This is a genomic window from Pseudomonas sp. 5C2 (genome assembly GCF_034314155.1).
GTDB lineage: Bacteria > Pseudomonadota > Gammaproteobacteria > Pseudomonadales > Pseudomonadaceae > Aquipseudomonas.
The window spans coordinates 1,061,731-1,084,827 of sequence record NZ_JAVIWH010000002.1 but is presented as its reverse complement, the minus strand read 5'-3'; the positions used below and the strand labels follow the sequence as shown (position 1 = coordinate 1,084,827).

Genomic DNA, 23,097 nt, shown 5'->3' with positions numbered 1-23,097 from the left:
AAGCGACCCTAAGGTCGCTTTTTTCTACAACTCATGAACTTCAATGAAGTTCACAAGCCAAATTTTGGAGCGGGAAACGAGATTCGAACTCGCGACCCCGACCTTGGCAAGGTCGTGCTCTACCAACTGAGCTATTCCCGCATCTTGGTGAAGGCCGCTATTCTATAGATTCAAATTGTCCCGTCAACCCCTTGATTCAAAAACTTATTTTTTTTCTGCCGAGGTTTTGAGGTGCGGCCAGGCCGCACGCAAGTATTGCAACATCGACCACAACGTCAGCCCGGCAGCTATCAGTAGTAACGCGTAACCGACGACCACCCAAAAAGTGAAAGCCGGCGGGTTGGCCAGCAGGATGACCAATGCAAGCATCTGTGCGGCAGTCTTCCATTTACCCAGGCTGGAAACGGCGACATGTGCCCGAGCACCTATCTCGGCCATCCACTCACGCAATGCGGAAATCACGATCTCGCGGCCAATGATGACCGCTGCTGGCAATGTCAGCCACAGGTTGGCGTGCGCTTGAACCAGCAACACCAACGCCACGGCCACCATCAGCTTGTCGGCCACCGGATCGAGAAAGGCACCAAAGGGCGTGCTTTGCTCAAGGCGACGCGCCAGATAGCCATCTAGCCAATCCGTAGCCGCCGCGATCGCGAAGACCGTACTGGCTGCCATGTAGCTCCATGAATAAGGCAGATAAAACAGCAGAATGAAGATCGGAATCAGCAGGACACGTAATACGGTGATCAGATTAGGGATATTCATCGGCACAACTGGCTACGAGGTGAGCGAGCATTCTACTCGCTGTGCAGGTTTGCATAAATCGACTCTGCGAGCTTTTTACTGATTCCGGGCGCTTTAGCAATTTCTTCGACACTGGCGCGGGACAATTCTTGCAATCCACCGAAGTGTTTGAGCAGATCACGGCGCCGTGTCGGGCCGACACCAGCCACGCCTTCAAGAGTCGAGGTGCGCCGTGTCTTCCCGCGTCGCGCGCGATGTCCGGTGATGGCGAAGCGGTGAGCTTCGTCGCGGATCTGCTGGATCAGGTGCAATGCCGGAGAATCGCCAGGCAAGGTGAACTCATGCGCAGCATCGTTGAGGTACAGCGTCTCGAATCCGGCCTTGCGTGTGGCACCTTTGGCAACGCCCAACAGAATCAAGTCTGGCACCGCCAGTTCGTTCAGTACATCGCGGGCCATGGATAACTGCCCCTTGCCGCCATCCACCAACAGGATATCGGGCAACTTGCCCTCCCCCTCTTTGAGCTTGCTGAAGCGACGAGTCAGGGCCTGGTGCATGGCTGCATAATCGTCGCCAGCCGTCACACCTTCGATGTTGTAACGCCGGTAATCCGACTTTATTGGCCCTTCTGGACCGAAGACCACACAGGAGGCGACCGTCGCCTCACCGCTGGAGTGACTGATGTCGTAACACTCAAGGCGTTGTGGCGATTCCTCGAGATTCAATACCTTGGCCAGCGCATCAAAACGAGCCGTCACATGCTGACGGTTGGCCAGGCGTGCCGACAATGCCTGCTCGGCATTGGTCACCGCCAATTGCTGCCAGCGCGCCCGCGTACCCCGGACCCGATGACTGATGGTCATTTCATGCCCTCGCAACGCTTCAATCGCGTCGATCAAGGTCGGGAAGTCTTCATGGACCACATTGACAATAACTTCGCTCGGCAGCTCTCGGTCATGCCCCCCCAGGAAATACTGAGCGAGGAATGCCGCCACGACTTCACCCACCTCCTCCTCGATACCGACCTGAGGAAAAAAGCTCTTGCTGCCCAACACGCGTCCGCCGCGCACGCTGATCAAGTGAACACAGGCGCCACCCGGGTTGACGAACGCAGCGACCACATCCACATCGCCGGTTCCTCCGTCCATACTTTGTTGATCCTGGACACGGCGCAAAAGTGATATCTGATCACGCAGTTCGGCGGCACGTTCAAAATCCAGGGTCATGGCGGCTTTTTCCATGGCGGCATTAAGCTCGTCAGTCAGCGCGTTGCTGCGTCCCTCAAGGAACATGATCGAGTGCCGCACGTCCTGGGCATATACCTCAGGCTCGACCAGGCCGACACAGGGCCCCTTGCAACGCTTGATCTGGTACTGCAAACACGGACGGGTGCGATTCTTGAAATAGCTGTCTTCGCATTGGCGAACCAAAAAAGTTTTTTGCAGCAGACTCAGACTTTCCCGAATGGCACCGGCGCTTGGATACGGACCGAAGTATCGACCTTTGGGCTTCTTCGCGCCGCGATGGATACTCAGCCGAGGGTAATCACTGTCCGATAGATAGACGTAAGGATAAGACTTATCGTCGCGCAGCAGGATGTTGTAAGGCGGCCGCCACTCTTTAATGAGTGTCTGCTCCAACAGCAGGGCTTCGGTCTCATTGGCAGTGATGGTGGTTTCAATCTGTGCGATTCGGGCGACCAGCGCACCGGTTTTGGGCGCGTGCCCTGTCTTGCGGAAATAGCTGGCAAGCCGCTTTTTGAGATTTTTGGCTTTGCCGACATACAGCAGACGCGCCTCGGCATCGAACATGCGATACACGCCGGGACGGCCACTGCAGGTTGAAAGAAATGCGCTTGGATCGAACGGTTGGGTCATTTCAGAGACTGGCATCGACCATGCCGTGACGGACTGCCAACAAGGCCAGCTCGACATCGCTGCTGATCGAGAGCTTTTCAAAGATACGGTAACGGTAGGTGTTCACGGTTTTGGGTGACAGACACAGTTTATCGGAGATGGCCTGGACTTTCTGACAACCAACGATCATCAGGGCAATCTGAATTTCGCGCTCCGACAACAGATCGAACGGCGAATTACTACTTTGCGGCTGAAAAGACTTGAGTGCGAGTTGCTGAGCGATCTGCGGGCTGATGTAGCGCTGCCCGGCAAACACAAGCCGGATGGCCTGAACCATTTCAGCAAGGCCTGCACCCTTGGTCATGTAACCCGCAGCGCCCGCTTGCAACAGCCGGGTCGGGAACGGGTCATCTTCACACACAGTCACAGCCACAACTTTAATGTCGGGATGACTACGCAGTAACTTCCGGGTTGCTTCCAGACCGCCTATGCCAGGCATCTTGACGTCCATCAACACCACATCGGGCTTTAACTCGCGCGCTTGCTTCAGGGACTCTTCACCTGAATCGGCCTCCCCGACTACCTGTAAGCCCTCGATATCGGCCAACATCCGTGTAATGCCTGTTCGAACGAGATCATGGTCATCGACTACTAGCACCCTAATCAAGCAGACACCTCACAAAACGGTCATAACAAAGGCTAGTGACCTTAGCAAAAACGGCGAGCAAGACCTAGCTCAAAGCTCGATATTGGTGCAAGGTCGACACATGGCAGCGTGTTACACACGCTACCAATAACGTATTCATATATTTGATATATTTCTGAAGACCTAAAAAGACAACCCGGTCTATCCCTCCTCTGACGTTGACTTATTGTTGGTTGCGTATGACGTCGACAGCTCAGCCATGGTCGTGGTCAGTCGCCTGATGGCGTCCTGGTCTTCTTTATGCAAGGTTCTAAAACTTCCCAGTATTTTTTCTTCAGTGTGGCTCAGGTTGTCGACAGGCGTCGGGGTATAGGTGCCGGTGAGTACGAACAAAACGTCCACACCTCTGGCAGCAACAGCCGCCAGATAATCAGCCTTTGGGGCGCGGTCGCCACTTTCATACTTTCCCTGAGCATTTGCTTCTACACCACCTATTTCACCAAAAGCTCGTTGAGACAGCCCAAGGCGCTCTCTTTCTTTTCGTAGCCTGGAACCTATTCCACTCATTTGAATGCATAATCCTGTTGACCCCATCCTTACGAATGGTAGAATCGAGCTAAATTAAACTAATTTGAACGGTTTTGAACTATGCCCGGAATACGCACCGCTGCACAAGCCAAGGCCTGGCTTGAACAACAAGGTAAATCTGTTCAGGAGTTCGCTCGGGAAAACAGCATTGACCCGGCCACTACCTATCAAGTACTTGCAGGCCGCAAAAAAGGTCGGCGCGGAGAAGCTCACAAAGTGGCGGTTTTGCTGGGCATGAAAATCGGCAGCATACCCACCGACAAAGTGCTGGGTACCGCGCTGGGGGTCGACTAACGCCCGCAAACGATGCATCGCCTCACAGTACCTTGGTTGATGTACCTGTTGAAAACAGTCTAGACCAAGCGCGGTCGATTACTCTCGGCAAACGGCTGAGCTCTCCAATATACGCTCCATCCAGAACAAAGCCTTCTCTTGCCCGACAACCTCGTAGCCCTGTCGTCGATACAATTGCATCGCTGGATTACTTTTAAACACTTTCAGCCGGACGCTCCTGGCCCCTAGCTCGCACGCCATCGACGCTATCTGCCCCATCACCCACCCCCCTATGCCCTCGCCTCGGTAGGGTTCGCACAACTGCACATCGCGCAGATACAAATAGTGCGGCTCCATGCTGAAACTGAGAAAGCCGACAGGCTTGTCTGCCTTGTTGATGATGAAGCTCTGGCGTGCCTCCCACTCATCATCAAACGACTGCCCCTGCCAAACCCGAGCGTATTCGGCGTAATACTCACGCATATTCACCCTCGTCAGCTCACGAGCAAAACTCAGGTCGGCAGCGGTGGCCTTGCGAAGCTTCACAGTCAATCCATACCCCCTAGTGCTTCAAGCAACCACATGCACAGCCCTGGCTGATCAGCCTTGCAAATCCCGATTGGCTATCCGGGGCAAGTCTCCACCAGCACTGGCAGCACGCAAAAGCGTAGTGTTTTGAGATCCGATGGAAATGTCCCATTGAACCCAAAGCCTTATCTACAGTAAGCTCACTGTACCTACTGGAGAGCCGCCATGTCGCACATCCAATCGCCGAATTGCAATTTTACCAGCGTCCAACGCAGGTAACGGCAGTGGTTGCGTGGAATGTACAAAGCGCAGTTTCCCAGCAGCTCAACTCTTATTTTGGGTATTGGTTTAGCCACTGGCGCGCCTGATACCCATACGGCGCCCACACTAAAAGGGCCGCCAACCAGAGAATCCTCTACCCCCGGCCGGCTACCCGACCGGGGGTTTTGTTTTTTCGGGCCACCAGAAACATCTGCTTGTACTGAATTGCAACCGAATTGAATTGAGGAACACGACATGAACTACACCACTTATTACCGCAACGACATCAGCTTCACCTGGCGATTTAGCAACCTCCGCTCGGGACAGCCTGCCGCCTCCGACCGGTCACTTTCAGGTGGCAAAACAGCACTAAAGGCCAGTACGGCCAATTGTCGAACACCCCAATAGGGCGTCGAGCGCGGAAATACCCCGCGCCCGCCCAGGAAGCCAGAGCATGAACTCATCCGTCGCCGTAAACCCCCTCTCTGACCTGCTGCCCCAAAGCGTGACCCTGATCGACAGCGTCCCTGCCCCGCAGCGTCTACCCAGCACCCTGCAACTCAAACACCAGTTGCCCCTCGACCTTGCCCTTAGCCATCAGGTTGCAACCCATCGCCAAGCGGCCCGTGCGATTCTCGACGGTGAAGACTCCCGGCTGCTAGTAATCGTCGGCCCGTGCTCGATCCACGATCCACACTCTGCCCTCGAATATGCCGAACGGCTGGCGAAGCTGTCCGCTGAGGTCAGTGATCAACTGATGCTGGTAATGCGTGCCTACGTCGAAAAACCACGCACCACGGTCGGCTGGAAAGGATTGGCCTACGATCCGCAGCTTGATGGCAGTGACGACATGGCCGGCGGCCTGGCACTGTCCCGAGAACTGATGCGCGACATGCTGCGTATGGGCCTGCCCATCGCCACCGAAATTCTGCAGCCCATGGCGGCCGGCTACTTCGACGATATGCTCAGTTGGGTGGCCATCGGCGCAAGGACCACCGAATCGCAGATCCATCGGGAAATGGCCAGTGGTTTGGCGATGCCTGTCGGCTTCAAGAACGGCACTGATGGCGGGGTCGCGATTGCCACGGACGCCATGCGCTCAGCGGCGCATGCACATCGGCATTTCGGCATTGATCGACACGGTCATCCAGCGGTCATTGACACTCAGGGCAACCCGGACACGCACATGGTCTTGCGCGGCGGTCATCGCGGGACTAACTACGACAGTCAAAGCATTGCGAGCGTACGCACCAGTCTGGAAAAGGTCGGCATCCCGACGCGAATCATGGTCGATTGCAGCCACGCCAACAGTGGCAAAGACCCGCTGCGTCAGCCTGAAGTATTCAACGATGTGCTTGAGCAGCGGTTGCATGGCGATCGGTCGTTGATCGGCATGATGCTGGAAAGCCATCTGTTTGAAGGGTGCCAACCATTGAGCAAAGCCTTGCGTTACGGTGTTTCGGTCACCGACGGGTGCCTGGGTTGGGAGAGTACCGAGCAGCTATTGCGCGGGGCGGCGACCGCGTTGCGGCGTCAAGCAGCGGGCACACGCTGACCTGCGCGGGAAATCGGCTGACAGCCTGTAGCCGACCCGCTTTTTTCAGTCATAAAAAGCATCTGGGTCGCGCGGCCATCCCGCACAGGTTGTGGGGAATCCTCCCGGACGTTCTCCGAAACAAGAGCCGGCGGAGCTGTATGGCGCTGCACGCCACGCAGCCTGCCGGCCCCGGCCATCAACCACCGAATCAAGCGTCCATGTCTCCGCCGCTACCGGGGCAAAATCCAGGACCATTGCAACGGCTCATCTGCAGCTAATGTGGTTTGCACATTCCAGGCAAACACACAGGTCAACGATGAACACTCACGCGGCAACAAAATTCCCCATATTGCTGGTCCACGGCCTGTTCGGCTTCGAACGGATCGGCAACATCACCATTTTTCATGGTATCAAGGAAGCGCTGGAAAATGCCGGCGCCCGGGTGTACGTACCCTCCCTGTCCGGTGCCCACAGCAACGAAGTCCGTGGTGAGCAACTGCTCGTACAGATCGCCCACATCCTGGAACAAACCGGCTCACAGAAAGTCAATCTGATCGCCCACAGCCAAGGCCCGCTGGCGGCGCGTTATGCCGCCGCGACCCATCCAGAACACATCGCATCCGTAACATCTGTCAGCGGCGCCAATCATGGCTCGGAGCTGGCGGACCAGCTGCGTAAGGCATTTACGCCCGGGACACTACCGGAAAAAGTTGCTGATACCCTGATCGCTGGGTTTGCGCACTTTTTGGCCTTGCTCAGCGGCAATCCCCAACTGCCGCAAGACACCCTGCAAGCGCTTGATGCACTAACAACGGAAGGCGTTGCATCGTTCAACCGAAAATACCCGCAAGGCCTGCCCGCAGCCTGGGGCGGTGAAGGCGCGGAGCAGGTGGACGGTGTGTTTTATTACTCCTGGAGCGGCATCATCAAAGGAACGCTATTCGAAGAAGGGCATAACATAGTGGACCCGCTGCACTTGGCGTGTCGCAGCTATGCACAACTATTCCAGAACGAGAAAGAGCAAAATGACGGCTTTGTTGGCCGTTACAGCTCGCACCTGGGCAAGGTAATCCGCTCGGACTATGCGATGGATCACCTGGACACGGTGAATCAAACTGCAGGCGCGGTGCGAAAAGGTGCCGACCCGATCAAACTCTATGTGGAACACGCCGCGCTGCTTAAAAGCAAAGGTTTATAAAACATCCAAAGGCGAAGCTGACCGCTGGGACGCTGGAAGGAACTTTCGCGAGAAATGCCTTCCTTAATCCGGTAGGCTCTTCCTTTTTTTGACAGGAGTACGTTCCCATGGCTAAAGCCACTGCCCGCCACATCCTTGTTGCCAGCGAAGAAAAGTGCAACGAGCTGAAAACCCAAATCGAAGGCGGCGCTGATTTCGCCGAAGTCGCCAAAGCCAACTCGAGCTGCCCGTCCAGCCGTCAAGGCGGCGATCTGGGCTCGTTCGGTCCAGGCCAGATGGTCAAGGAATTCGACACTGTCGTGTTCAGCGCGCCAGTCAACGTCGTACAAGGCCCAGTGAAAACCCAGTTCGGTTATCACTTGCTGGAAGTGACCAGCCGCCAGGACTGATAGTCCGCCGCTGATCGCCTCAAACGGCCCGTCTACCTGACGGGCCGTTTTTATGTGTGCTCCCTTCCTCTCCAGCACTCCCCAATGGCATGGGTCATTCAAGCCATTCATGCCACCGGGCAAAAAAACAGATTGTGCAACTTCATATGTCAGTGACATCGTTACCGCGCGACTACTCACTCTCGGCATCCAGGCACAATGCAGCCTATGATCCAGCAGGTCTCTTCAAGGCCTTGTTTTTTTACCCTTAACCCTGACATTCCCTTGCGGACGTCAGTCAGGATCGAGCAATGCGTTTTGTTTTTTCATCACTGATTTTCGCAACGCTAGCCTTGATTTCAGGCTTTCAATACGTGTCCGCAACCCCCCAGCATGCCCTGACCGTCTATGGCGAGCAGCCCAAATACCCGGCCACATTCACCCACTTCGATTACGTCAACCCTGATGCCCCCAAAGGTGGCAGCATGCGTCGTTCGGCGCAGGAAATTGGCCAGTTCGACCACTTGCTGCCCTATATCGACAAGGGCACCGGTGTCTCGCAACTCAACGGCCTGCTCTACTCTCCCCTCGCGGTGCGCTCGCTGGATGAGCCCTACACGGTTTACGGTTTGGTCGCGCAGCAGATGGAGCGCAGTGAAGATGGCTTGTCCCTGCGTTTCTTCCTCAATCCCAATGCGCGCTTCGCTGATGACACGCCGATAACCGCTGAAGATGTGCGTTACACCTTCAATCTGCTGATGACCCAGGGCAGCCTGCAATACCGCACCCAATTCGAAGAAGTGAAGAATGTCGAGGTCGAGTCGCCGACACAGATCCGCTTCGACTTCAAAAACAATGAGAACCGCACCCTGCCTTTGGATCTGGCCTCACTGCCGGTTTTCCCCGAGCATTGGTGGAAAACCCGCGACTTCGCGAACGGTGGCGGTTTTGAAATTCCGTTGGGCAGCGGCCCCTATAAGGTCAGCAAAGTCGATGCCGGACGTAGCATCACTTTCGAACGCGACCCGAACTGGTGGGGCAAGGACCTGCCGGTCAACCGCGGCTTCTATAACTTCGATCAGTTCAGCGTCGAATACTTTGGCGACATCGACGTTGCCCGCCAAGTGCTGCGCGGCGGCGCCTACGACTACAACCGAGAGTACTCGGCAACCAGCTACTCCATCGGTTATGACAGCCCAGCCCTGAGCGATGGTCGCCTGCAAAAGGCGCAGTTGGCCAAAGGCGCCATACAGAGCTCGCAGGGGTTTGTTTTCAACCTGCAACGGCCCATGTTTCAAGACCGCCGGGTACGCGAAGCGTTGTCCATGCTCTGGGATTTCGAGTGGAGCAACCGGCAGATGATGCACAACGTGTATGTGCGTCAGAGCAGTTACTTCTCCAATGGACCGCTGGCTGCTGATCATGCCGCCAGTGCTGAAGAGTTGAAGATTCTCGAGCCATTGCGCGGCCAGGTTCCCGACGAGGTGTTCACCCAGGTATTCCAGGCGTCGAAAACCGATGGCACAGGGTTCATCCGCGACAAACAGTTAAAGGCTCTCGGTCTGCTGGAAGAAGCGGGCTGGATGCCCAAGGGCGACAAGTTGGTCAACGCTGCTGGCGAACCACTGAGTTTCACTTTCCTCAATGGCCAGGCCGGGTTCGAGCGACTGCTGCTGCCTTACAAGCGCAATCTGGCGCAAATTGGTGTCACGTTCGACATCCGCCGCATCGACGCTGCGCAGTACTTCAATCGAGTCATGGCCCGGGATTACGACATGATCGTCAGTGGCTATCCAGTGTCGTCCTCGCCCGGAGCGGAGTTATATAACTGCTTCGGCTCCAAGGGCGCCAAGGACCCAGGCTCTAGCAACTACATGGTGTTACAGGACCCTGCTGTCGACAGCCTGATCAATAATCTGGTCAAGGCCGATAAAAAATCGACCATGGTCAACTACGCCCACGCCCTGGATCGGGTGTTGCAATGGGGTTACTACTGGATCCCCAACTATTACCCGCCCGGCTCGGCCACCGTCTGGTGGAACCGCTTTGGCATTCCGGCCGTGCAAGCAAGCAACGGCGAAGCCATTGAGACCTGGTGGGAAATCAGTCCGACTTCGCTGACAAACGAGCAATTCGCGGCCAAACGCGGTGCTTCGGCCAACCCTGCGGAGGTGAATTGAATGCTCGGTTATCTGCTGCGACGGTTGCTACTGATCATCCCCACACTGTTGTGCATCCTGCTGGTCAATTTTTTCATCGTTCAGGCTGCGCCAGGCGGTCCGGTAGAACAGGCGATTGCCCGACTGCAAGGCATCGGCGGCGCCAGCACTGCAGTCGGTGGCGCGGCGGCAGAGTCGGTCGGCGGCAGCAATCCTTCACGCGCCAGTCGCGGCCTTGATCCCAAGCTGATCAAGGAAATCGAACGCCAGTATGGCTTTGACAAACCACTCCACGAACGTCTGTGGCTGATGCTCAAGAATTACGCTCAACTGGATTTTGGCAACAGCTTCTTTCGCGGCGCCAAAGTGACAGACCTGATCCTGCAGAAGATGCCCGTCTCGATATCGCTCGGGCTGTGGGCGACGCTGATCACCTACCTGATCTCGATTCCGCTGGGCATCCGCAAAGCCGTCAAACATGGCAGCCACTTCGATATCTGGAGCAGCACCGCCATCATCATCGGCTATGCCATGCCGGCCTTTCTGTTTGCCATGTTGCTGGTGGTCGTATTCGCCGGAGGAACCTCATTGAACTGGTTCCCGGTACGCGGTCTGGTGTCAGAAAACTTTCAGCAGTTGTCGACCGTGGGCAAGATCGCCGATTACTTCTGGCACCTGGTACTGCCGGTGGCCTCCCTGGTGATCGGCGGTTTTGCCACGCTGACCATCCTGACCAAAAACTCGTTTCTCAATGAAGTCACGCGCCAATACGTGGTCACGGCGCGAGCCAAGGGGTTAAGCGAGCGTCGCGTGCTGTACGGCCATGTGTTCCGCAACGCCATGTTGCTGGTGGTAGCGGGCATCCCTCAGGCATTCATCAGCGTGTTTTTCGCCGGTTCGCTGTTAATCGAAGTGATCTTCTCCCTCGATGGCCTGGGCCGCATGAGCTACGAAGCTGCTGTGTCGCGGGACTATCCGGTGGTATTCGGCTCGCTGTTCATCTTTACCCTGTTCGGCCTCGTGATAAAACTGATCGGCGATGTCTGCTACACGCTGGTCGACCCTCGAATTGATTTCAGTGCGAGGAACGCCTGATGTTCAGACTTTCCCCGCTAGGCCGTCGCCGCTTCGATCGTTTTCGCCATAACCGTCGAGGCTGGTGGGCGCTATGGCTATTCGTCGGGCTGTTCCTGCTGACCCTGGGCGGCGAATTGATCGCCAACGACAAACCGCTGGTACTCAGTTACCAGCATTCGTTGTATTTCCCGGCGTTCAAACGCTACACCGAGCAGGAATTCGGCGGACAACTGCCCTTCCAGCCGGATTACCGAAGCGACTACGTGCGCACGTTAATCGCCAAGGACGGTGGCTGGATGTTGTTCCCGCCCATTCCTTTTAGCGACGACACACCCAACTATGAACTGACCCGGCCAGCGCCCAGCCCACCGACCACCACCAACTGGCTGGGCACCGACGACCAGTCGCGCGACGTGCTGGCACGGGTGATTTTCGGGGCGCGAGTGTCGATCCTGTTTGCCTTGGCCCTGACCTTGATCAGCACGCTGATCGGCATTGCGGCTGGCGCCCTGCAAGGCTATTACGGGGGCTGGGTTGATTTGATCGGCCAGCGCTTGCTGGAAGTCTGGTCCGGCCTGCCGGTGCTTTATCTGCTGATCATTCTGTCGGGGTTTGTCGAACCGAATTTCTGGTGGCTCTTGGGGATCATGGCGCTCTTCTCCTGGCTGACTCTGGTGGACGTGGTGCGCGCCGAATTTCTGCGCGGGCGCAACCTGGAATACGTCAAGGCAGCCCGAGCGCTGGGCTTGGATGACAGCAAGGTGATCATGCGCCATATCCTGCCCAACGCCATGAACGCCACCTTGAGCTACCTGCCGTTTATTTTGACCGGGGCAATCTCGACCCTGACCGCGCTGGATTTTCTCGGGTTCGGCATGCCGGCGGGCAGTGCCTCTTTGGGCGAACTGATCGGCCAGGGCAAACAGAACCTGCAAGCACCCTGGCTCGGCCTGACGGCGTTCTTCACCCTGGCGCTCATCCTGTCCCTACTGGTCTTTATTGGCGAAGCGCTGCGCGATGCCTTCGACCCGAGGTCTTGAAATGTCAGACACTCTGTCTGCAACGTCCGACAACCTGATTGAAATTCGCGACCTGACTGTCGCCTTCAACGGGCAGACAGTGGTCAACAAACTGAGCCTGGATATCCCAGTCGGTGAGTGCCTGGCGCTGGTGGGTGAATCAGGCTCGGGCAAGTCGGTGACCGCCCACTCGATCCTGCAACTGCTGCCCAAAAGCGGCACGCAGACCACGGGGAGTATTTGTTATCGCGGCCAGCAGTTGATCGGTGCCGATGACAAAGCCCTGCGCGAACTCCGCGGTAACCGCATTGCCATGATTTTCCAAGAGCCGATGACCTCGCTCAACCCCTTGCACACGGTGTCCAAACAGATCGGCGAAACGTTGTTGCTGCACAAGGGCCTGAGCGGCAAGGCAGCCCAATGGCGAATTCTCGAACTGCTCGAACTGGTGGGCATCCAGCATCCGCAGAAACGCCTCAAGGCCTACCCGCATCAACTGTCCGGCGGCCAACGGCAGCGGGTGATGATCGCCATGGCGCTGGCCTGCGAGCCTGAACTGCTGATTGCCGACGAGCCAACCACGGCCCTTGATGTGACGGTGCAGCGCAAGATTCTGCTGCTGCTCAAGGAGCTGCAACAACGTCTGAACATGTCGCTGTTGCTGATCAGCCATGACCTCAATCTGGTGCACAGCATCGCCCAGCGCGTGTGCGTGATGCGCGCGGGTGAGATCGTCGAGCAGTCTAACTGCCATCTGCTGTTCAAACATCCACAGCACCCTTACAGCCGACTGCTGCTCGATGCTGAACCTGCCGGCGAACCTCTGCCACGGGATAGCCGTGAGAAAGTCCTGCAGGTCGACAACTTGAGCGTGTGGTTTTCCATGGCCGGCGGCATTTTTGGTCGCCATAAGGAATACCTCAAGGCCGTCGACGACATCAGCCTCAGCATCCAGCGCGGCAAGACCCTGGGTATCGTCGGTGAGTCGGGCTCGGGCAAGTCCACGTTGGGCCAGGCGATCCTGCGGCTGGTCGAGTCGCGCGGCAGCATTCGCTTTCAGGGGCACGCGCTGGACGGCTTGAACCACAAGCAGATGCGGCCATGGCGCAAGCAGATGCAAGTGGTATTCCAGGACCCCTACGGCAGCCTGAGCCCACGCATGTCAGTTGAGCAGATCATCAGCGAAGGCCTCGAGGTTCACAGCGAGCTCAGTCCAGCGCAGTGCGAAGCTGAAGTGATTCGGGTACTTGAGGAGGTCGGCCTTGACCCGCAAAGCCGTCATCGCTACCCGCATGAATTTTCCGGCGGGCAGCGCCAGCGCATCGCCATCGCCCGCGCGCTGGTGCTCAAGCCCGCTCTGATTCTGCTCGACGAGCCGACCTCGGCCCTTGATCGCACCGTGCAGAAACAGGTCGTCGCCCTGCTGCGCCAGCTCCAGGAAAAGCACGGCCTGACCTACCTGTTCATCAGCCACGACCTGGCGGTGGTCAAGGCCCTTGCCCACGACCTGATCGTGATCAAGGACGGCAAAGTGGTTGAGCGCGGTGCCAGCCATGATGTATTCGACTCACCCCAGCATCCTTACACCAAGGAATTACTGGCGGCGGCGCATCCGGAGTTCGCCTGATCATGAAAGACAGTGACAGCCTCAAGGATTACCAACGTGTGCGACAGTTGGCGATTCGTTCATTGTTCGAGATTATCGAGCAGTCCAGTGAAGGTACGGTGATCGTCGATAAAGACGCACGCATCGTCTGGATCAACGAGCGTTATGCCCGACGCTTTGGGCTGCAAGATGCAGGTCTGGCGGTCGGCCAACCCTGTGAAAGCGTCATCCCCGGTAGCCTGCTGCGCGAGGTAGTCAACACCGGCCGACCCGTTCTGTTGGATATGATGGACACGGCCAAGGACCCATTAGTGGTTATGCGCCTACCGATCCATGACGATGCCGGTGCGGTGATTGGCGCCATTGGTTTTGCCCTGTTTGACGAACTGCACGCCCTATCGCCCCTGCTCAAACGCTACCTGAGCATGCAAGAAGAGCTAGCCTCCACCCGCTCCTTGCTGCAGGCACGTCAAGCCAAATACAGCTTCGCGCACTTTATCGGCACCAGCACAGCCAGCCTGGAAGTCAAACGCCGGGCCCGACGTAGCGCGAGTGCCGAGTCACCGGTTTTGTTGCTGGGCGAAACCGGCACCGGCAAAGAGCTGCTCGCACACGCCATCCACAGTGCTTCACCCAGGGCACACAAAGCCTTCGTCAGCATCAACAGCGCAGCCATTCCGGAAACCCTGCTGGAAGCCGAGTTCTTCGGCACCGCTCCCGGCGCGTTTACGGGTGCTGACCGCAAAGGTCGGCCCGGCAAGCTGAAGATCGCCCAAGGTGGCACGCTGTTTCTCGATGAAATCGGTGACATGCCATTGCCCCTGCAAAGCAAACTGCTACGGGTACTGCAAGAAAAGGAATACGAACCGGTGGGTTCCAATGAGGTGATTCAGAGCGATATCCGACTGATCGCGGCGACCTCTACCGACCTTGAAGCGGCAATCAAGCGTGGCGAGTTTCGCGCCGACCTGTATTACCGCCTGAGCGTCCTGCCCATCAAGGTTCCACCGTTGCGAGATCGCCTGGACGATCTGCCTGCGCTCAGCGAAGCCATTCTGGAGGAACTGCGCAGCCAGCACGAGCTGGACCATGAGGCCCTCGCCCTGCTCAGCCAGCATGCCTGGCCAGGCAATATTCGCGAGCTGCAAAACGTCCTGGAGCGCGCCGCCTTACTAAGCGACGACCTGATCCTCGATGCCAACGAGATCCGGGCTGCCATTGGCACCCTTGTTCCAGTGAGCACACCTGCGGTACCTCAACCAGGCCCTGCTGAATTAGAAACGTTCAGTGCTGCCCGTGCGCGATTTGATCGGCAATTGATTGAATCGACACTGTCGCGCTGTAAGGGAAATGTCATTGAAGCGGCCAAGCAGCTTGGACTGGGACGTTCTACGCTATACAAAAAAATGACAGCGTTGGGGATTGCAGAGTCTCACTAAAGAGACTTTAGTCTCTTTAGTGAGATGCACGTTGCATGAATGGTCTTCATCGCGCGCAAGTGCGCTCTTACATAAAAAAACGATCAATTGTAGGAGTGGGCTTGCCCGCGATGTCTCTGTTTTGAGATACAAAAGATCGCCTTCATTTTCATGCTAGATAAAAATCCAATAAATTCATGCACTTAGAAACATGGCACGAAACTCGCTACACCTATTGCCAGCGCGGGCTTGCCCGCAGCTCAAAAAAAACAATAACAACAGGAGACACTCAATGAGTGTAATCATCGCCTTAGCGGCCCTCGGGCTGTTGATGCTCGCTGCATACCGTGGCTATAGCGTTATCCTTTTCGCCCCCATTGCCGCCCTCGGCGCGGTGTTGTTGACCGATCCTTCGGCCGTAGCCCCTGCGTTTAGCGGGGTGTTCATGGAAAAAATGGTCGGCTTCGTCAAACTCTACTTCCCCGTCTTTCTGCTCGGTGCCGTGTTCGGCAAATTGATCGAGCTGTCGGGATTCTCCCGCTCTATTGTCGCCGCTGCCATTCGGTTGCTGGGCACACGACAGGCCATGTTGGTGATCGTACTGGTCTGCGCCCTGCTCACCTACGGCGGTGTTTCCCTGTTCGTGGTGGTGTTCGCGGTGTATCCGTTTGCTGCCGAGATGTTCCGCCAGAGCGATATTCCCAAACGCTTGATTCCAGCCACCATCGCCCTGGGTGCGTTTTCCTTCACCATGGACGCCCTGCCCGGCACCCCGCAGATCCAGAACATCATCCCCACGACCTTCTTCAACACCACCGCCTGGGCTGCACCGTGGCTGGGGTTGGTCGGCACGCTGTTCGTGTTCTGCACCGGCATGCTGTATTTGCAGCGCCAACGCAACAAGGCTCAGCGCGCTGGCGAAGGCTACGGCACCGAATTGCGCAACGAGCCGGAAACCGCCGAGAACATCAAGCTGCCCAACCCATGGATCGCGCTGTCGCCGCTATTGCTGGTGGGCATCATGAACCTGCTATTCACCCGTTGGATTCCACAGTGGTATGGCAAGACCCACACCCTCAGCCTGCCAGGCATGACGACACCGGTGCAAACCGAAATCGCCAAACTGACCGCGATCTGGGCGGTTGAAGCGGCCCTGCTGATCGGCATTCTGGCGGTGTTGGCGTTCGGCTTTAACGCCATTCGCGGCAAGCTGGCCGAAGGCAGCAGAAGCGCAGTCGGCGGCGCACTGCTCGCCGCGATGAACACGGCGTCGGAATACGGCTTTGGTGCGGTGATTGCGTCCCTGCCGGGGTTCCTGGTACTCGCCGATTGGCTGAAAAGCATTCCCAACCCGCTGGTCAATGAAGCCATCACCGTGACGCTACTGGCAGGCATCACCGGTTCGGCCTCGGGCGGCATGAGCATCGCACTGGCGGCCATGTCCGACAGCTTTATCGCGGCGGCCCACGCGGCAAACATCCCTCTGGAAGTGCTGCACCGCGTGGCCTCCATGGCCAGCGGCGGCATGGACACCCTGCCACACAACGGCGCAGTGATTACCTTGCTGGCGGTTACCGGCTTGACTCACCGCGAGGCCTACCGGGACATATTCAGCATCACGATTATCAAAACATTGGCGGTCTTCGTTGTGATCGGCACTTTCTACGCCACCGGCATCGTTTGAGGAATTGCACATGAGTATTCAAGGAAAAACCGCACTGGTCACCGGCTCCACCAGCGGCATCGGCCTGGGCATTGCTCTGAGCCTGGCCAAAGCGGGCGCCAACCTGATACTCAACGGCTTCGGCGATGCCTCTACCGTACTGGCCGAGGTCAGACAGTTTGGCGGCAAGGTCGGCCACCATCCGGCGGATGTCAGCGACCCCGCACAGATCGCCGACATGATCGCCTACGCCGAGCGCGAGTTCGGTGGCGTCGATATTCTGATCAACAACGCGGGTATCCAGTATGTGGCCCCGGTGGAAGAGTTCCCGGTGGAGCGCTGGGACTCGATCATCGCGATCACCCTGTCATCCGTATTCCACAGCACCCGCCTGTGCCTGCCGGGAATGCGCACCAAGGGATGGGGGCGCATCGTCAACATCGCGTCAGTGCATGGTCTGGTGGGCTCAACCGGCAAGGCCGCCTATGTCGCCGCCAAGCATGGGGTGATCGGCTTGACCAAAGTGGTCGGGCTGGAAACCGCTGCCAGCAATGTTACTTGCAACGCGATTTGCCCCGGCTGGGTGCTGACGCCGTTGGTGCAGCAACAAATCGACGCCCGCGGCGCCGTTGATGGCGACCTGGAAAAAGCCAAGCATGATTTGCTGGCGGAGAAGCAGCCTTCGCTGGAGTTCGTCACGCCGCCGCAACTGGGCGAGCTGGTGCTGTTCCTCTGCAGTGAAGCCGGGAGCCAGGTGCGGGGCGCCGCGTGGAACATCGATGGCGGCTGGTTGGCGCAGTAAACGGAGCGGACCATGACTGAAGCACTTTGGACCCCAAGCGCGCAGCGAATTGGTGCCACGCGCATGGACGCCTTTCGGCGTTTCATCAATCAGCGCCACGGCCTTGAGTTGCGTGATTACCCGGCACTCCATCAGTGGAGTATCGACCAGCGAGAACACTTTTGGCAGGCGATTGTCGATGTCTTCGGCATCGAATTCCACACGCCGCCCAGCGCCGTACTTATCGAAGGCCCGCAGATGCCTAGCGCCCAGTGGTTCCCGGGCGCAACGCTGAATTTCGCCGAACACCTGCTGCGCCGTCGCGATGATTACCCGGCGGTGATTTCCGTGAGTGAAGATGGCCTGCGGATACAGTTGACCTATGCCGAACTGGCCGCGCATGTCGCTGGCTTGCAACAAAGTTTGCGGGCTGTGGGTGTTAGCGTGGGCGACCGCGTGGCCGCCTGTATGCCAAATACCTGGCAGACATTGGTCGCTATGCTCGCCACCACCAGCCTGGGGGCGATCTGGTCCTGCTCATCCCCGGACTTCGGCACCCAGGGCGTAATCGATCGCTTTGGTCAGATTGAACCGAAAGTCCTGCTCACTTGTGCGGGCTATCACTATGCTGGCAAATCCATTGACCAGACTGCCAAGATCAATGAAATCCTCGAACGACTGCCCTCTCTGCAGCAGCTGATCATCGTGCCCTACGCTCGCCCGGAAGCCCGAGTGGAGGATTTCCAGACACCGGCCAACGTGGCGCTATGGGATGACTTCTACTCCGTCGAAGGCGAACCCTACTTCGTTGCGGTGCCTTTTGCCCACCCGCTGTATATCCTTTATTCGAGCGGCACCACCGGCGTGCCCAAATGCATCATCCACAGCGCGGGCGGCGTGCTGTTGCAGCACGTCAAAGAACAGGGCCTGCACGCCGATATGGGACGTGACGATTGCCTGTTCTACTACACCACTTGCGGCTGGATGATGTGGAACTGGCTGGTCTCGGGCCTGGCGTTGGGGGCGACGGTCGTCCTTTACGACGGCTCACCGTTTTACCCTGGCCCGCAACGGCTGATGGACTTGATCGACGATGAAAACATCAGCGTATTCGGCACCAGTGCCAAATACCTCGCGGAACTGGAAAGGCACGCGATCCAGCCGCGTTTAACCCATCGCCTGACGCGACTAAAGACCCTGCTGTCCACGGGCTCACCGTTGGCGGCGAGCAGTTACAATTACGTTTACCGAGAAATAAAGGAAGACCTGTGCCTGTCGTCGATTTCCGGCGGCACCGACATCGTGTCCTGCTTCGTCATCGGTAACCCGGTATTGCCCGTGTATCGTGGCGAAATGCAGTGCAAAAGCCTGGGCATGGCGGTAGAGGTCTGGAATGACGATGGGCAGCGAGTGATCGGCGAGAAAGGTGAACTGGTCTGCACCCGGCACTTTCCAGCGATCCCCATCGGCTTCTGGAACGACCCACAGCAAGAAAAACTCCTGGCGACCTATTTCACCCAGTTCCCCGGCGTCTGGGCGCATGGCGACTATGCCGAAGAAACCGAGCGCGGAAGCATGATCATTCACGGGCGCTCGGACGCCGTGCTCAACCCCGGCGGCGTGCGCATAGGCACCGCAGAAATTTACCGCCAGGTAGAAAAAGTCGAGCAGGTGCTGGAGAGCATCGCTATTGGCCAGCGCTGGAAAGACGATGTGCGTGTGGTGCTGTTCGTCCGCCTGCAGGACGGGCTGCACTTGACGCCAGAGCTGGAGCAGGTGATCCGTCAGGTGATCCGCGCCAACACTACCCCACGCCATGTACCCACCAAAATTGTCGCTGTCACTGACATCCCCCGTACCATCAGCGGCAAGATCGTCGAGTTGGCGGTACGTAATGTGGTACATGGCCAGCCGGTGAAGAATACCGATGCGCTGGCCAATCCACACGCGCTGGAGCAGTTTCGGAATCGAGACGAGCTGAACAGCTAACTCGCCAGTCGATCAGCCGCGACGCGGGCCACCGTCGTCCCTTTCATCCACCAGCCCCCAGTTTGCAACATCCACTTCGGCGGCCGGTTCGGGCGCCGCCGGGGCTGATGTTATTTGTGTCGCAGGGCCATTTTCGCGGTGCAGTTTGAGGCGCAGACGCACGTTATTCATGGAGTCGGCATTCGTCAGGGCTTCCTCTTCACTGATGACGCCCTCAATCACCAGATCGAACAACGCGCTGTCGAACGTTTGCATGCCGAGGTTGACCGACTTCTCCATGATGCCTTTGAGCTCGCCCAGCTCATTGCGTTGAATGAGGTCGCGAATGGTCGGCGTGCCCAGCATCACTTCGACAGCGGCCCGTCGTTTGCCATCCAGGGTCTTGACCAGCCGCTGAGAAACGAATGCTTTGAGGTTGTTACCCAAATCATGCAACAGCTGCTGGCGCCGCTCTTCCGGGAAGAAGTTGATGATCCGGTCCAGCGCCTGGTTGGCGTTGTTGGCGTGCAAAGTCGAAATCGCCAAGTGACCGGTATCGGCAAAGGCCAGGGCATGCTCCATGGTCTCCCGGTCACGAATTTCACCGATCAGAATCACATCCGGCGCTTGGCGCAAAGTGTTCTTCAAGGCGGCGTGAAAGCTCCGGGTGTCCACACCCACTTCGCGTTGATTGATGATCGATTTTTTGTGCCGATGGATATATTCCACCGGGTCTTCGATGGTGATGATATGGCCGCTGCTATTGCGATTACGGTAGTCGATCAAGGCCGCCAACGACGTGGACTTACCCGAACCCGTGGCACCGACGAACAGGACCAGGCCGTGTTTTTCCATCACGACATCGAGGAGGATCGGCGGCAGGTGCAAGTCTTCGAAGCGAGGAATGTCCAGCTTGATGTTGCGCGCCACGATCGAGACTTCGTTGCGTTGCTTGAAAATGTTGATCCGAAAACGACCGATGCCGGCCAGCGACACCGCCAGGTTCATTTCCAGCTCACGCTCGAACTCAAGCTTTTGCTCCGAGTCCATGATGCTGGCGGCGACTGTCGCTACCTCTCCGCCCTTCAGGGCTTCGGTGCTCAGGGGCCTGAGCACGCCATTGAATTTGGCGCAGGGAGGTGCGCCGGTCGACAGGTAGAGGTCCGATCCGTCCTGGCTGGCCAGAATTTTCAACAGCGCCGGGAAATCCATGAGCAGCATCCGCACGAAATAGGGTAAATGAACGCTTGCCAGGAGTTAAGGCAGCTTGGGTACCTGTCTGATGGCCCCTAGCTTGAATTGATAACGCTTCCGGCGCAAATCGATATAAGTGTTCTGACGGACAAGTCTGAGGAAATGATCAATTGGCGCCAAGGACAGGCATAATAGCCACCGATTTTTCCAGGACTGCCCCGCGACATGAAAGCTCTCGCCCGCCATATTCTGGTGAAAACCGCCGAAGATGCCGAACAACTCAAGCAGCGTATTGCCAAAGGCGAAGCGTTCGACGTGTTGGCCAAAAAATACTCAACCTGCCCTTCTGGCAAGCGCGGCGGAGACCTGGGTGAAGTTCGCCCAGGACAAATGGTCGGCATCATCGATCAGATCATCTTCAAAAAGCCGCTGCGCGTCGTGCATGGGCCGGTCAAGAGTAAGTTTGGTTATCACTTGGTCCAAGTATTTTATCGGGATTGAGAAGGGCTGCGCCAGAGCTGACGCCTTCGCTCTCTCAAAATGAACTGCGCCCCAAAAGTTGGACATCCATCCAATCTCTGGGGTGTTTTTTCATGGGCAAATATTCAAAGCAGTTCAAGCTATCGGTTCTTCAGCCCATGTGGCGTGAGAAGCTGTCGTTTCGGCAGACGGCTGTGGTTTTCAATCTGGGCAATTCAACCCAGGTGGGCAGATGGCAGCAGCGATATTACAGTGGCGGTCCAGCTCGGGCCGAAGAAAAACTTAACGTCGTGTCCGGGATTAGTTGACCACTACAAGCGCCCAAGGTATTGGGATTGAGCACGGCATCAATCACCGCGCTCAAGGTCCACGTCTACCGCCAAAGACTTAAATCAATAAAAACAAGGTCAGCAACCCACCAAAGATCGCCCATTTTTCCAAGTAGTAGCGCGTACGATTGCGCCTTTTAAGTGCTTTACCACGCTGACGAAGGCTGTAAATTTTGGTAAATGCACGGTTCAGCCCACCCACTCTATCGTCTGCGCCGTTGGGCGAACTGGCAGCAGCCAAAACCGTACGGCTGAACCACCGGTTAAAAGCTGCAGCCCAGCGATACTTCATGGGCCGTTCCACATCACAGAACAGAATGATACGGTTTTGCTGAGTGGCGTTTTCGGCGTAATGAATAAAGGTTTCATCAAACATTACGCCCTCGCCGTCACACCAATGATAGTTCTGGCCATCAACACTGATGTAGCACTTGGGGTCATTGGGTGTTTGCAGCCCCAAGTGGTAGCGCACCGAGCCTGCATAGGGATCACGATGGCGAACCAGCTTCGAGCCGGGCGGAAGCTCTGCAAACATCGCGGCCTTGACCGTGCCGATGCGGTTGAGCAACTCAATGGTGCGAGGGCACAATTCGATAGCCGACGGATGATTATCGCCGTACCACTTAAGGTAAAAACGCTTCCAGCCTGTTTTAAAAAATGAGTTGAAACCCACATCGTTGGGTTGTTCGGAGCGTTTGATTTCTCCAGCGCGCAACAGGTTAAGCGCTTCCTCTCTGATCTCTTCCCAATGGTCCTGCAATGGCTGCAACTCCGGGAAATCGCTCGTTTGCAGGTAGGGTTTGCTGGGCACCTTGGAAAACAAGTAAAGGAAGCAGTTCACCGGCGCCAGGAAGCTGGAATGGTCGCTCAGTTGACGGCCCAGCTTGTGCCGAACGTTGCCGCGCAAGTGTACATAGGCAATCGAAAACACATAAACAGCAATAATGATAGGTTTCACAGGTGTGGTCACAGATCCAGGGAATACGCTGTCCTGCGTGCACTCAAGTTACCAGCCCGATTAACAAAAAAAGGTCGGGGCGTGTCACATCAGGCGCAGCGGATGCGCAAGATTAAAACACCCTGACGACGACTTTCCACTACTTCAGACTTAAGTCGCAGAGGCCATAGCCTGTTTGTCACAAAGCCATGCTAGGCCTCATTCAATGTTTCAAATGGCAGACGTCATGGCCACCACTTGCAGCTATCACACCGCATACGCTAACGATCAGCCCCCCCGCATACGAAGACTATGGGGCATCATCAGGTACAACGAGAGGTTAAGAGCCCCCGTGCGAGTACGCTCATGCCTGCTCTCATATCGCTGATCGCTTGCAACCTCACAGTGGAAATATCTCGTCAGCCCCACTACGACAGGTGCAAAAATCCGCAATGCCTAGGCAGTAA

20 protein-coding genes and 1 tRNA gene are annotated in these 23,097 nt (G+C 57.0%); 13 read left to right on the top strand and 8 right to left on the bottom strand.

What is annotated here, in order from left to right; translation table 11 throughout:
• Window positions 1-65: 65 nt before the first annotated feature.
• The 5 genes from RGU44_RS05615 to RGU44_RS05595 form a co-directional block, all read right to left on the bottom strand.
• Window positions 66-141: transfer RNA gene (locus tag RGU44_RS05615), tRNA-Gly, on the bottom strand.
• A gap of 63 nt (window positions 142-204) precedes the next feature.
• Window positions 205-765 (bottom strand): CDP-diacylglycerol--glycerol-3-phosphate 3-phosphatidyltransferase, encoded by a 561-nt coding sequence (gene pgsA, locus RGU44_RS05610; protein ID WP_322179377.1) that lies wholly within the window; start codon window positions 763-765, stop codon window positions 205-207.
• Between the two features lie 32 nt (window positions 766-797).
• Entirely contained in the window at window positions 798-2,621 is a 1,824-nt protein-coding gene (gene uvrC, locus RGU44_RS05605) for an excinuclease ABC subunit UvrC (protein WP_322217756.1), read from the bottom strand.
• A 1-nt stretch (window position 2,622) separates the two neighbouring features.
• A complete protein-coding gene (uvrY, locus tag RGU44_RS05600) occupies window positions 2,623-3,267 on the bottom strand; it encodes a UvrY/SirA/GacA family response regulator transcription factor (RefSeq protein ID WP_322179378.1) in 645 nt (214 codons plus the stop codon).
• A gap of 180 nt (window positions 3,268-3,447) precedes the next feature.
• Window positions 3,448-3,813, bottom strand: a complete 366-nt coding sequence (locus RGU44_RS05595) for a helix-turn-helix domain-containing protein (protein WP_322216052.1) — start codon at window positions 3,811-3,813, stop codon at window positions 3,448-3,450.
• Window positions 3,814-3,894: 81 nt separating this feature from the next.
• On the opposite strand from RGU44_RS05595, the gene RGU44_RS05590 reads away from it, so the two are divergent.
• Window positions 3,895-4,128: a DNA-binding protein gene (locus RGU44_RS05590; RefSeq protein WP_322179380.1), complete on the top strand. Its 234-nt coding sequence runs from the start codon at window positions 3,895-3,897 to the stop codon at window positions 4,126-4,128.
• Window positions 4,129-4,206: 78 nt separating this feature from the next.
• On the opposite strand, the gene RGU44_RS05585 is transcribed toward RGU44_RS05590, so the two are convergent.
• Window positions 4,207-4,653 carry a GNAT family N-acetyltransferase gene (locus tag RGU44_RS05585; protein ID WP_322179381.1) on the bottom strand — a complete coding sequence of 149 codons (447 nt, stop codon included), beginning with the start codon at window positions 4,651-4,653 and terminating at the stop codon, window positions 4,207-4,209.
• A 697-nt stretch (window positions 4,654-5,350) separates the two neighbouring features.
• Here RGU44_RS05585 and RGU44_RS05580 point away from each other — a divergent pair.
• The 11 genes from RGU44_RS05580 to RGU44_RS05530 all read left to right on the top strand — a co-directional run bounded on the left by RGU44_RS05580 (window position 5,351) and on the right by RGU44_RS05530 (window position 19,711).
• Window positions 5,351-6,451 carry a 3-deoxy-7-phosphoheptulonate synthase gene (locus RGU44_RS05580; RefSeq protein ID WP_322179382.1) on the top strand — a complete coding sequence of 367 codons (1,101 nt, stop codon included), beginning with the start codon at window positions 5,351-5,353 and terminating at the stop codon, window positions 6,449-6,451.
• A gap of 298 nt (window positions 6,452-6,749) precedes the next feature.
• Window positions 6,750-7,631 (top strand): triacylglycerol lipase, encoded by an 882-nt coding sequence (locus tag RGU44_RS05575; RefSeq protein WP_322216050.1) that lies wholly within the window; start codon window positions 6,750-6,752, stop codon window positions 7,629-7,631.
• 107 nt (window positions 7,632-7,738) lie between these two features.
• Window positions 7,739-8,020: a peptidylprolyl isomerase gene (locus tag RGU44_RS05570; RefSeq protein WP_322179384.1), complete on the top strand. Its 282-nt coding sequence runs from the start codon at window positions 7,739-7,741 to the stop codon at window positions 8,018-8,020.
• Between the two features lie 290 nt (window positions 8,021-8,310).
• Window positions 8,311-10,179, top strand: a complete 1,869-nt coding sequence (locus RGU44_RS05565) for an extracellular solute-binding protein (protein WP_322216048.1) — start codon at window positions 8,311-8,313, stop codon at window positions 10,177-10,179.
• Window positions 10,180-11,253, top strand: a complete 1,074-nt coding sequence (locus tag RGU44_RS05560) for a microcin C ABC transporter permease YejB (RefSeq protein WP_322179386.1) — start codon at window positions 10,180-10,182, stop codon at window positions 11,251-11,253.
• Window positions 11,253-12,275, top strand: coding sequence for an ABC transporter permease (locus tag RGU44_RS05555; RefSeq protein ID WP_219060133.1), 1,023 nt, complete (start codon window positions 11,253-11,255; stop codon window positions 12,273-12,275). Before RGU44_RS05560 ends, RGU44_RS05555 begins: the two co-directional genes overlap by 1 nt.
• The gene (locus RGU44_RS05550) at window positions 12,253-13,881 is read left to right on the top strand and encodes an ABC transporter ATP-binding protein (protein ID WP_322179388.1); all 1,629 of its coding nucleotides are present in this window, start codon (window positions 12,253-12,255) and stop codon (window positions 13,879-13,881) included. The genes RGU44_RS05555 and RGU44_RS05550 overlap by 23 nt, the downstream gene beginning before the upstream one ends.
• A gap of 2 nt (window positions 13,882-13,883) precedes the next feature.
• Complete coding sequence (locus RGU44_RS05545; protein ID WP_322216046.1) at window positions 13,884-15,299, top strand: sigma-54 interaction domain-containing protein; 1,416 nt, start codon at window positions 13,884-13,886, stop codon at window positions 15,297-15,299.
• A 271-nt stretch (window positions 15,300-15,570) separates the two neighbouring features.
• Window positions 15,571-16,962, top strand: coding sequence for a GntP family permease (locus RGU44_RS05540; protein ID WP_322216045.1), 1,392 nt, complete (start codon window positions 15,571-15,573; stop codon window positions 16,960-16,962).
• 10 nt (window positions 16,963-16,972) lie between these two features.
• Window positions 16,973-17,743 carry a 3-hydroxybutyrate dehydrogenase gene (locus RGU44_RS05535; RefSeq protein ID WP_322216043.1) on the top strand — a complete coding sequence of 257 codons (771 nt, stop codon included), beginning with the start codon at window positions 16,973-16,975 and terminating at the stop codon, window positions 17,741-17,743.
• A gap of 12 nt (window positions 17,744-17,755) precedes the next feature.
• Window positions 17,756-19,711 carry an acetoacetate--CoA ligase gene (locus RGU44_RS05530; protein ID WP_322216041.1) on the top strand — a complete coding sequence of 652 codons (1,956 nt, stop codon included), beginning with the start codon at window positions 17,756-17,758 and terminating at the stop codon, window positions 19,709-19,711.
• Window positions 19,712-19,723: 12 nt separating this feature from the next.
• Here RGU44_RS05530 and RGU44_RS05525 read toward each other — a convergent pair whose 3' ends face one another.
• Window positions 19,724-20,902, bottom strand: a complete 1,179-nt coding sequence (locus RGU44_RS05525) for a PilT/PilU family type 4a pilus ATPase (protein ID WP_322179393.1) — start codon at window positions 20,900-20,902, stop codon at window positions 19,724-19,726.
• A gap of 207 nt (window positions 20,903-21,109) precedes the next feature.
• Here RGU44_RS05525 and RGU44_RS05520 point away from each other — a divergent pair, with 207 nt between their 5' ends.
• A complete protein-coding gene (locus RGU44_RS05520) occupies window positions 21,110-21,385 on the top strand; it encodes a peptidylprolyl isomerase (protein ID WP_322179394.1) in 276 nt (91 codons plus the stop codon).
• Window positions 21,386-21,751: 366 nt separating this feature from the next.
• Here RGU44_RS05520 and lpxO read toward each other — a convergent pair whose 3' ends face one another.
• Window positions 21,752-22,651: a lipid A hydroxylase LpxO gene (gene lpxO / locus RGU44_RS05515; RefSeq protein ID WP_322179395.1), complete on the bottom strand. Its 900-nt coding sequence runs from the start codon at window positions 22,649-22,651 to the stop codon at window positions 21,752-21,754.
• Window positions 22,652-23,097: the final 446 nt, after the last annotated feature.

Coding starts and splice junctions, on each gene's coding strand:
- pgsA (WP_322179377.1), bottom strand. CDS start 765: ATGAATATCCCTAATCTGATCACCGTATTACGTGTCCTGCTGATTCCG.
- uvrC (WP_322217756.1), bottom strand. CDS start 2,621: ATGACCCAACCGTTCGATCCAAGCGCATTTCTTTCAACCTGCAGTGGC.
- RGU44_RS05595 (WP_322216052.1), bottom strand. CDS start 3,813: ATGAGTGGAATAGGTTCCAGGCTACGAAAAGAAAGAGAGCGCCTTGGG.
- RGU44_RS05590 (WP_322179380.1), top strand. CDS start 3,895: ATGCCCGGAATACGCACCGCTGCACAAGCCAAGGCCTGGCTTGAACAA.
- RGU44_RS05580 (WP_322179382.1), top strand. CDS start 5,351: ATGAACTCATCCGTCGCCGTAAACCCCCTCTCTGACCTGCTGCCCCAA.
- RGU44_RS05575 (WP_322216050.1), top strand. CDS start 6,750: ATGAACACTCACGCGGCAACAAAATTCCCCATATTGCTGGTCCACGGC.
- RGU44_RS05570 (WP_322179384.1), top strand. CDS start 7,739: ATGGCTAAAGCCACTGCCCGCCACATCCTTGTTGCCAGCGAAGAAAAG.
- RGU44_RS05565 (WP_322216048.1), top strand. CDS start 8,311: ATGCGTTTTGTTTTTTCATCACTGATTTTCGCAACGCTAGCCTTGATT.
- RGU44_RS05560 (WP_322179386.1), top strand. CDS start 10,180: ATGCTCGGTTATCTGCTGCGACGGTTGCTACTGATCATCCCCACACTG.
- RGU44_RS05555 (WP_219060133.1), top strand. CDS start 11,253: ATGTTCAGACTTTCCCCGCTAGGCCGTCGCCGCTTCGATCGTTTTCGC.
- RGU44_RS05550 (WP_322179388.1), top strand. CDS start 12,253: ATGCCTTCGACCCGAGGTCTTGAAATGTCAGACACTCTGTCTGCAACG.
- RGU44_RS05545 (WP_322216046.1), top strand. CDS start 13,884: ATGAAAGACAGTGACAGCCTCAAGGATTACCAACGTGTGCGACAGTTG.
- RGU44_RS05540 (WP_322216045.1), top strand. CDS start 15,571: ATGAGTGTAATCATCGCCTTAGCGGCCCTCGGGCTGTTGATGCTCGCT.
- RGU44_RS05535 (WP_322216043.1), top strand. CDS start 16,973: ATGAGTATTCAAGGAAAAACCGCACTGGTCACCGGCTCCACCAGCGGC.
- RGU44_RS05530 (WP_322216041.1), top strand. CDS start 17,756: ATGACTGAAGCACTTTGGACCCCAAGCGCGCAGCGAATTGGTGCCACG.
- RGU44_RS05525 (WP_322179393.1), bottom strand. CDS start 20,902: ATGGATTTCCCGGCGCTGTTGAAAATTCTGGCCAGCCAGGACGGATCG.
- RGU44_RS05520 (WP_322179394.1), top strand. CDS start 21,110: ATGAAAGCTCTCGCCCGCCATATTCTGGTGAAAACCGCCGAAGATGCC.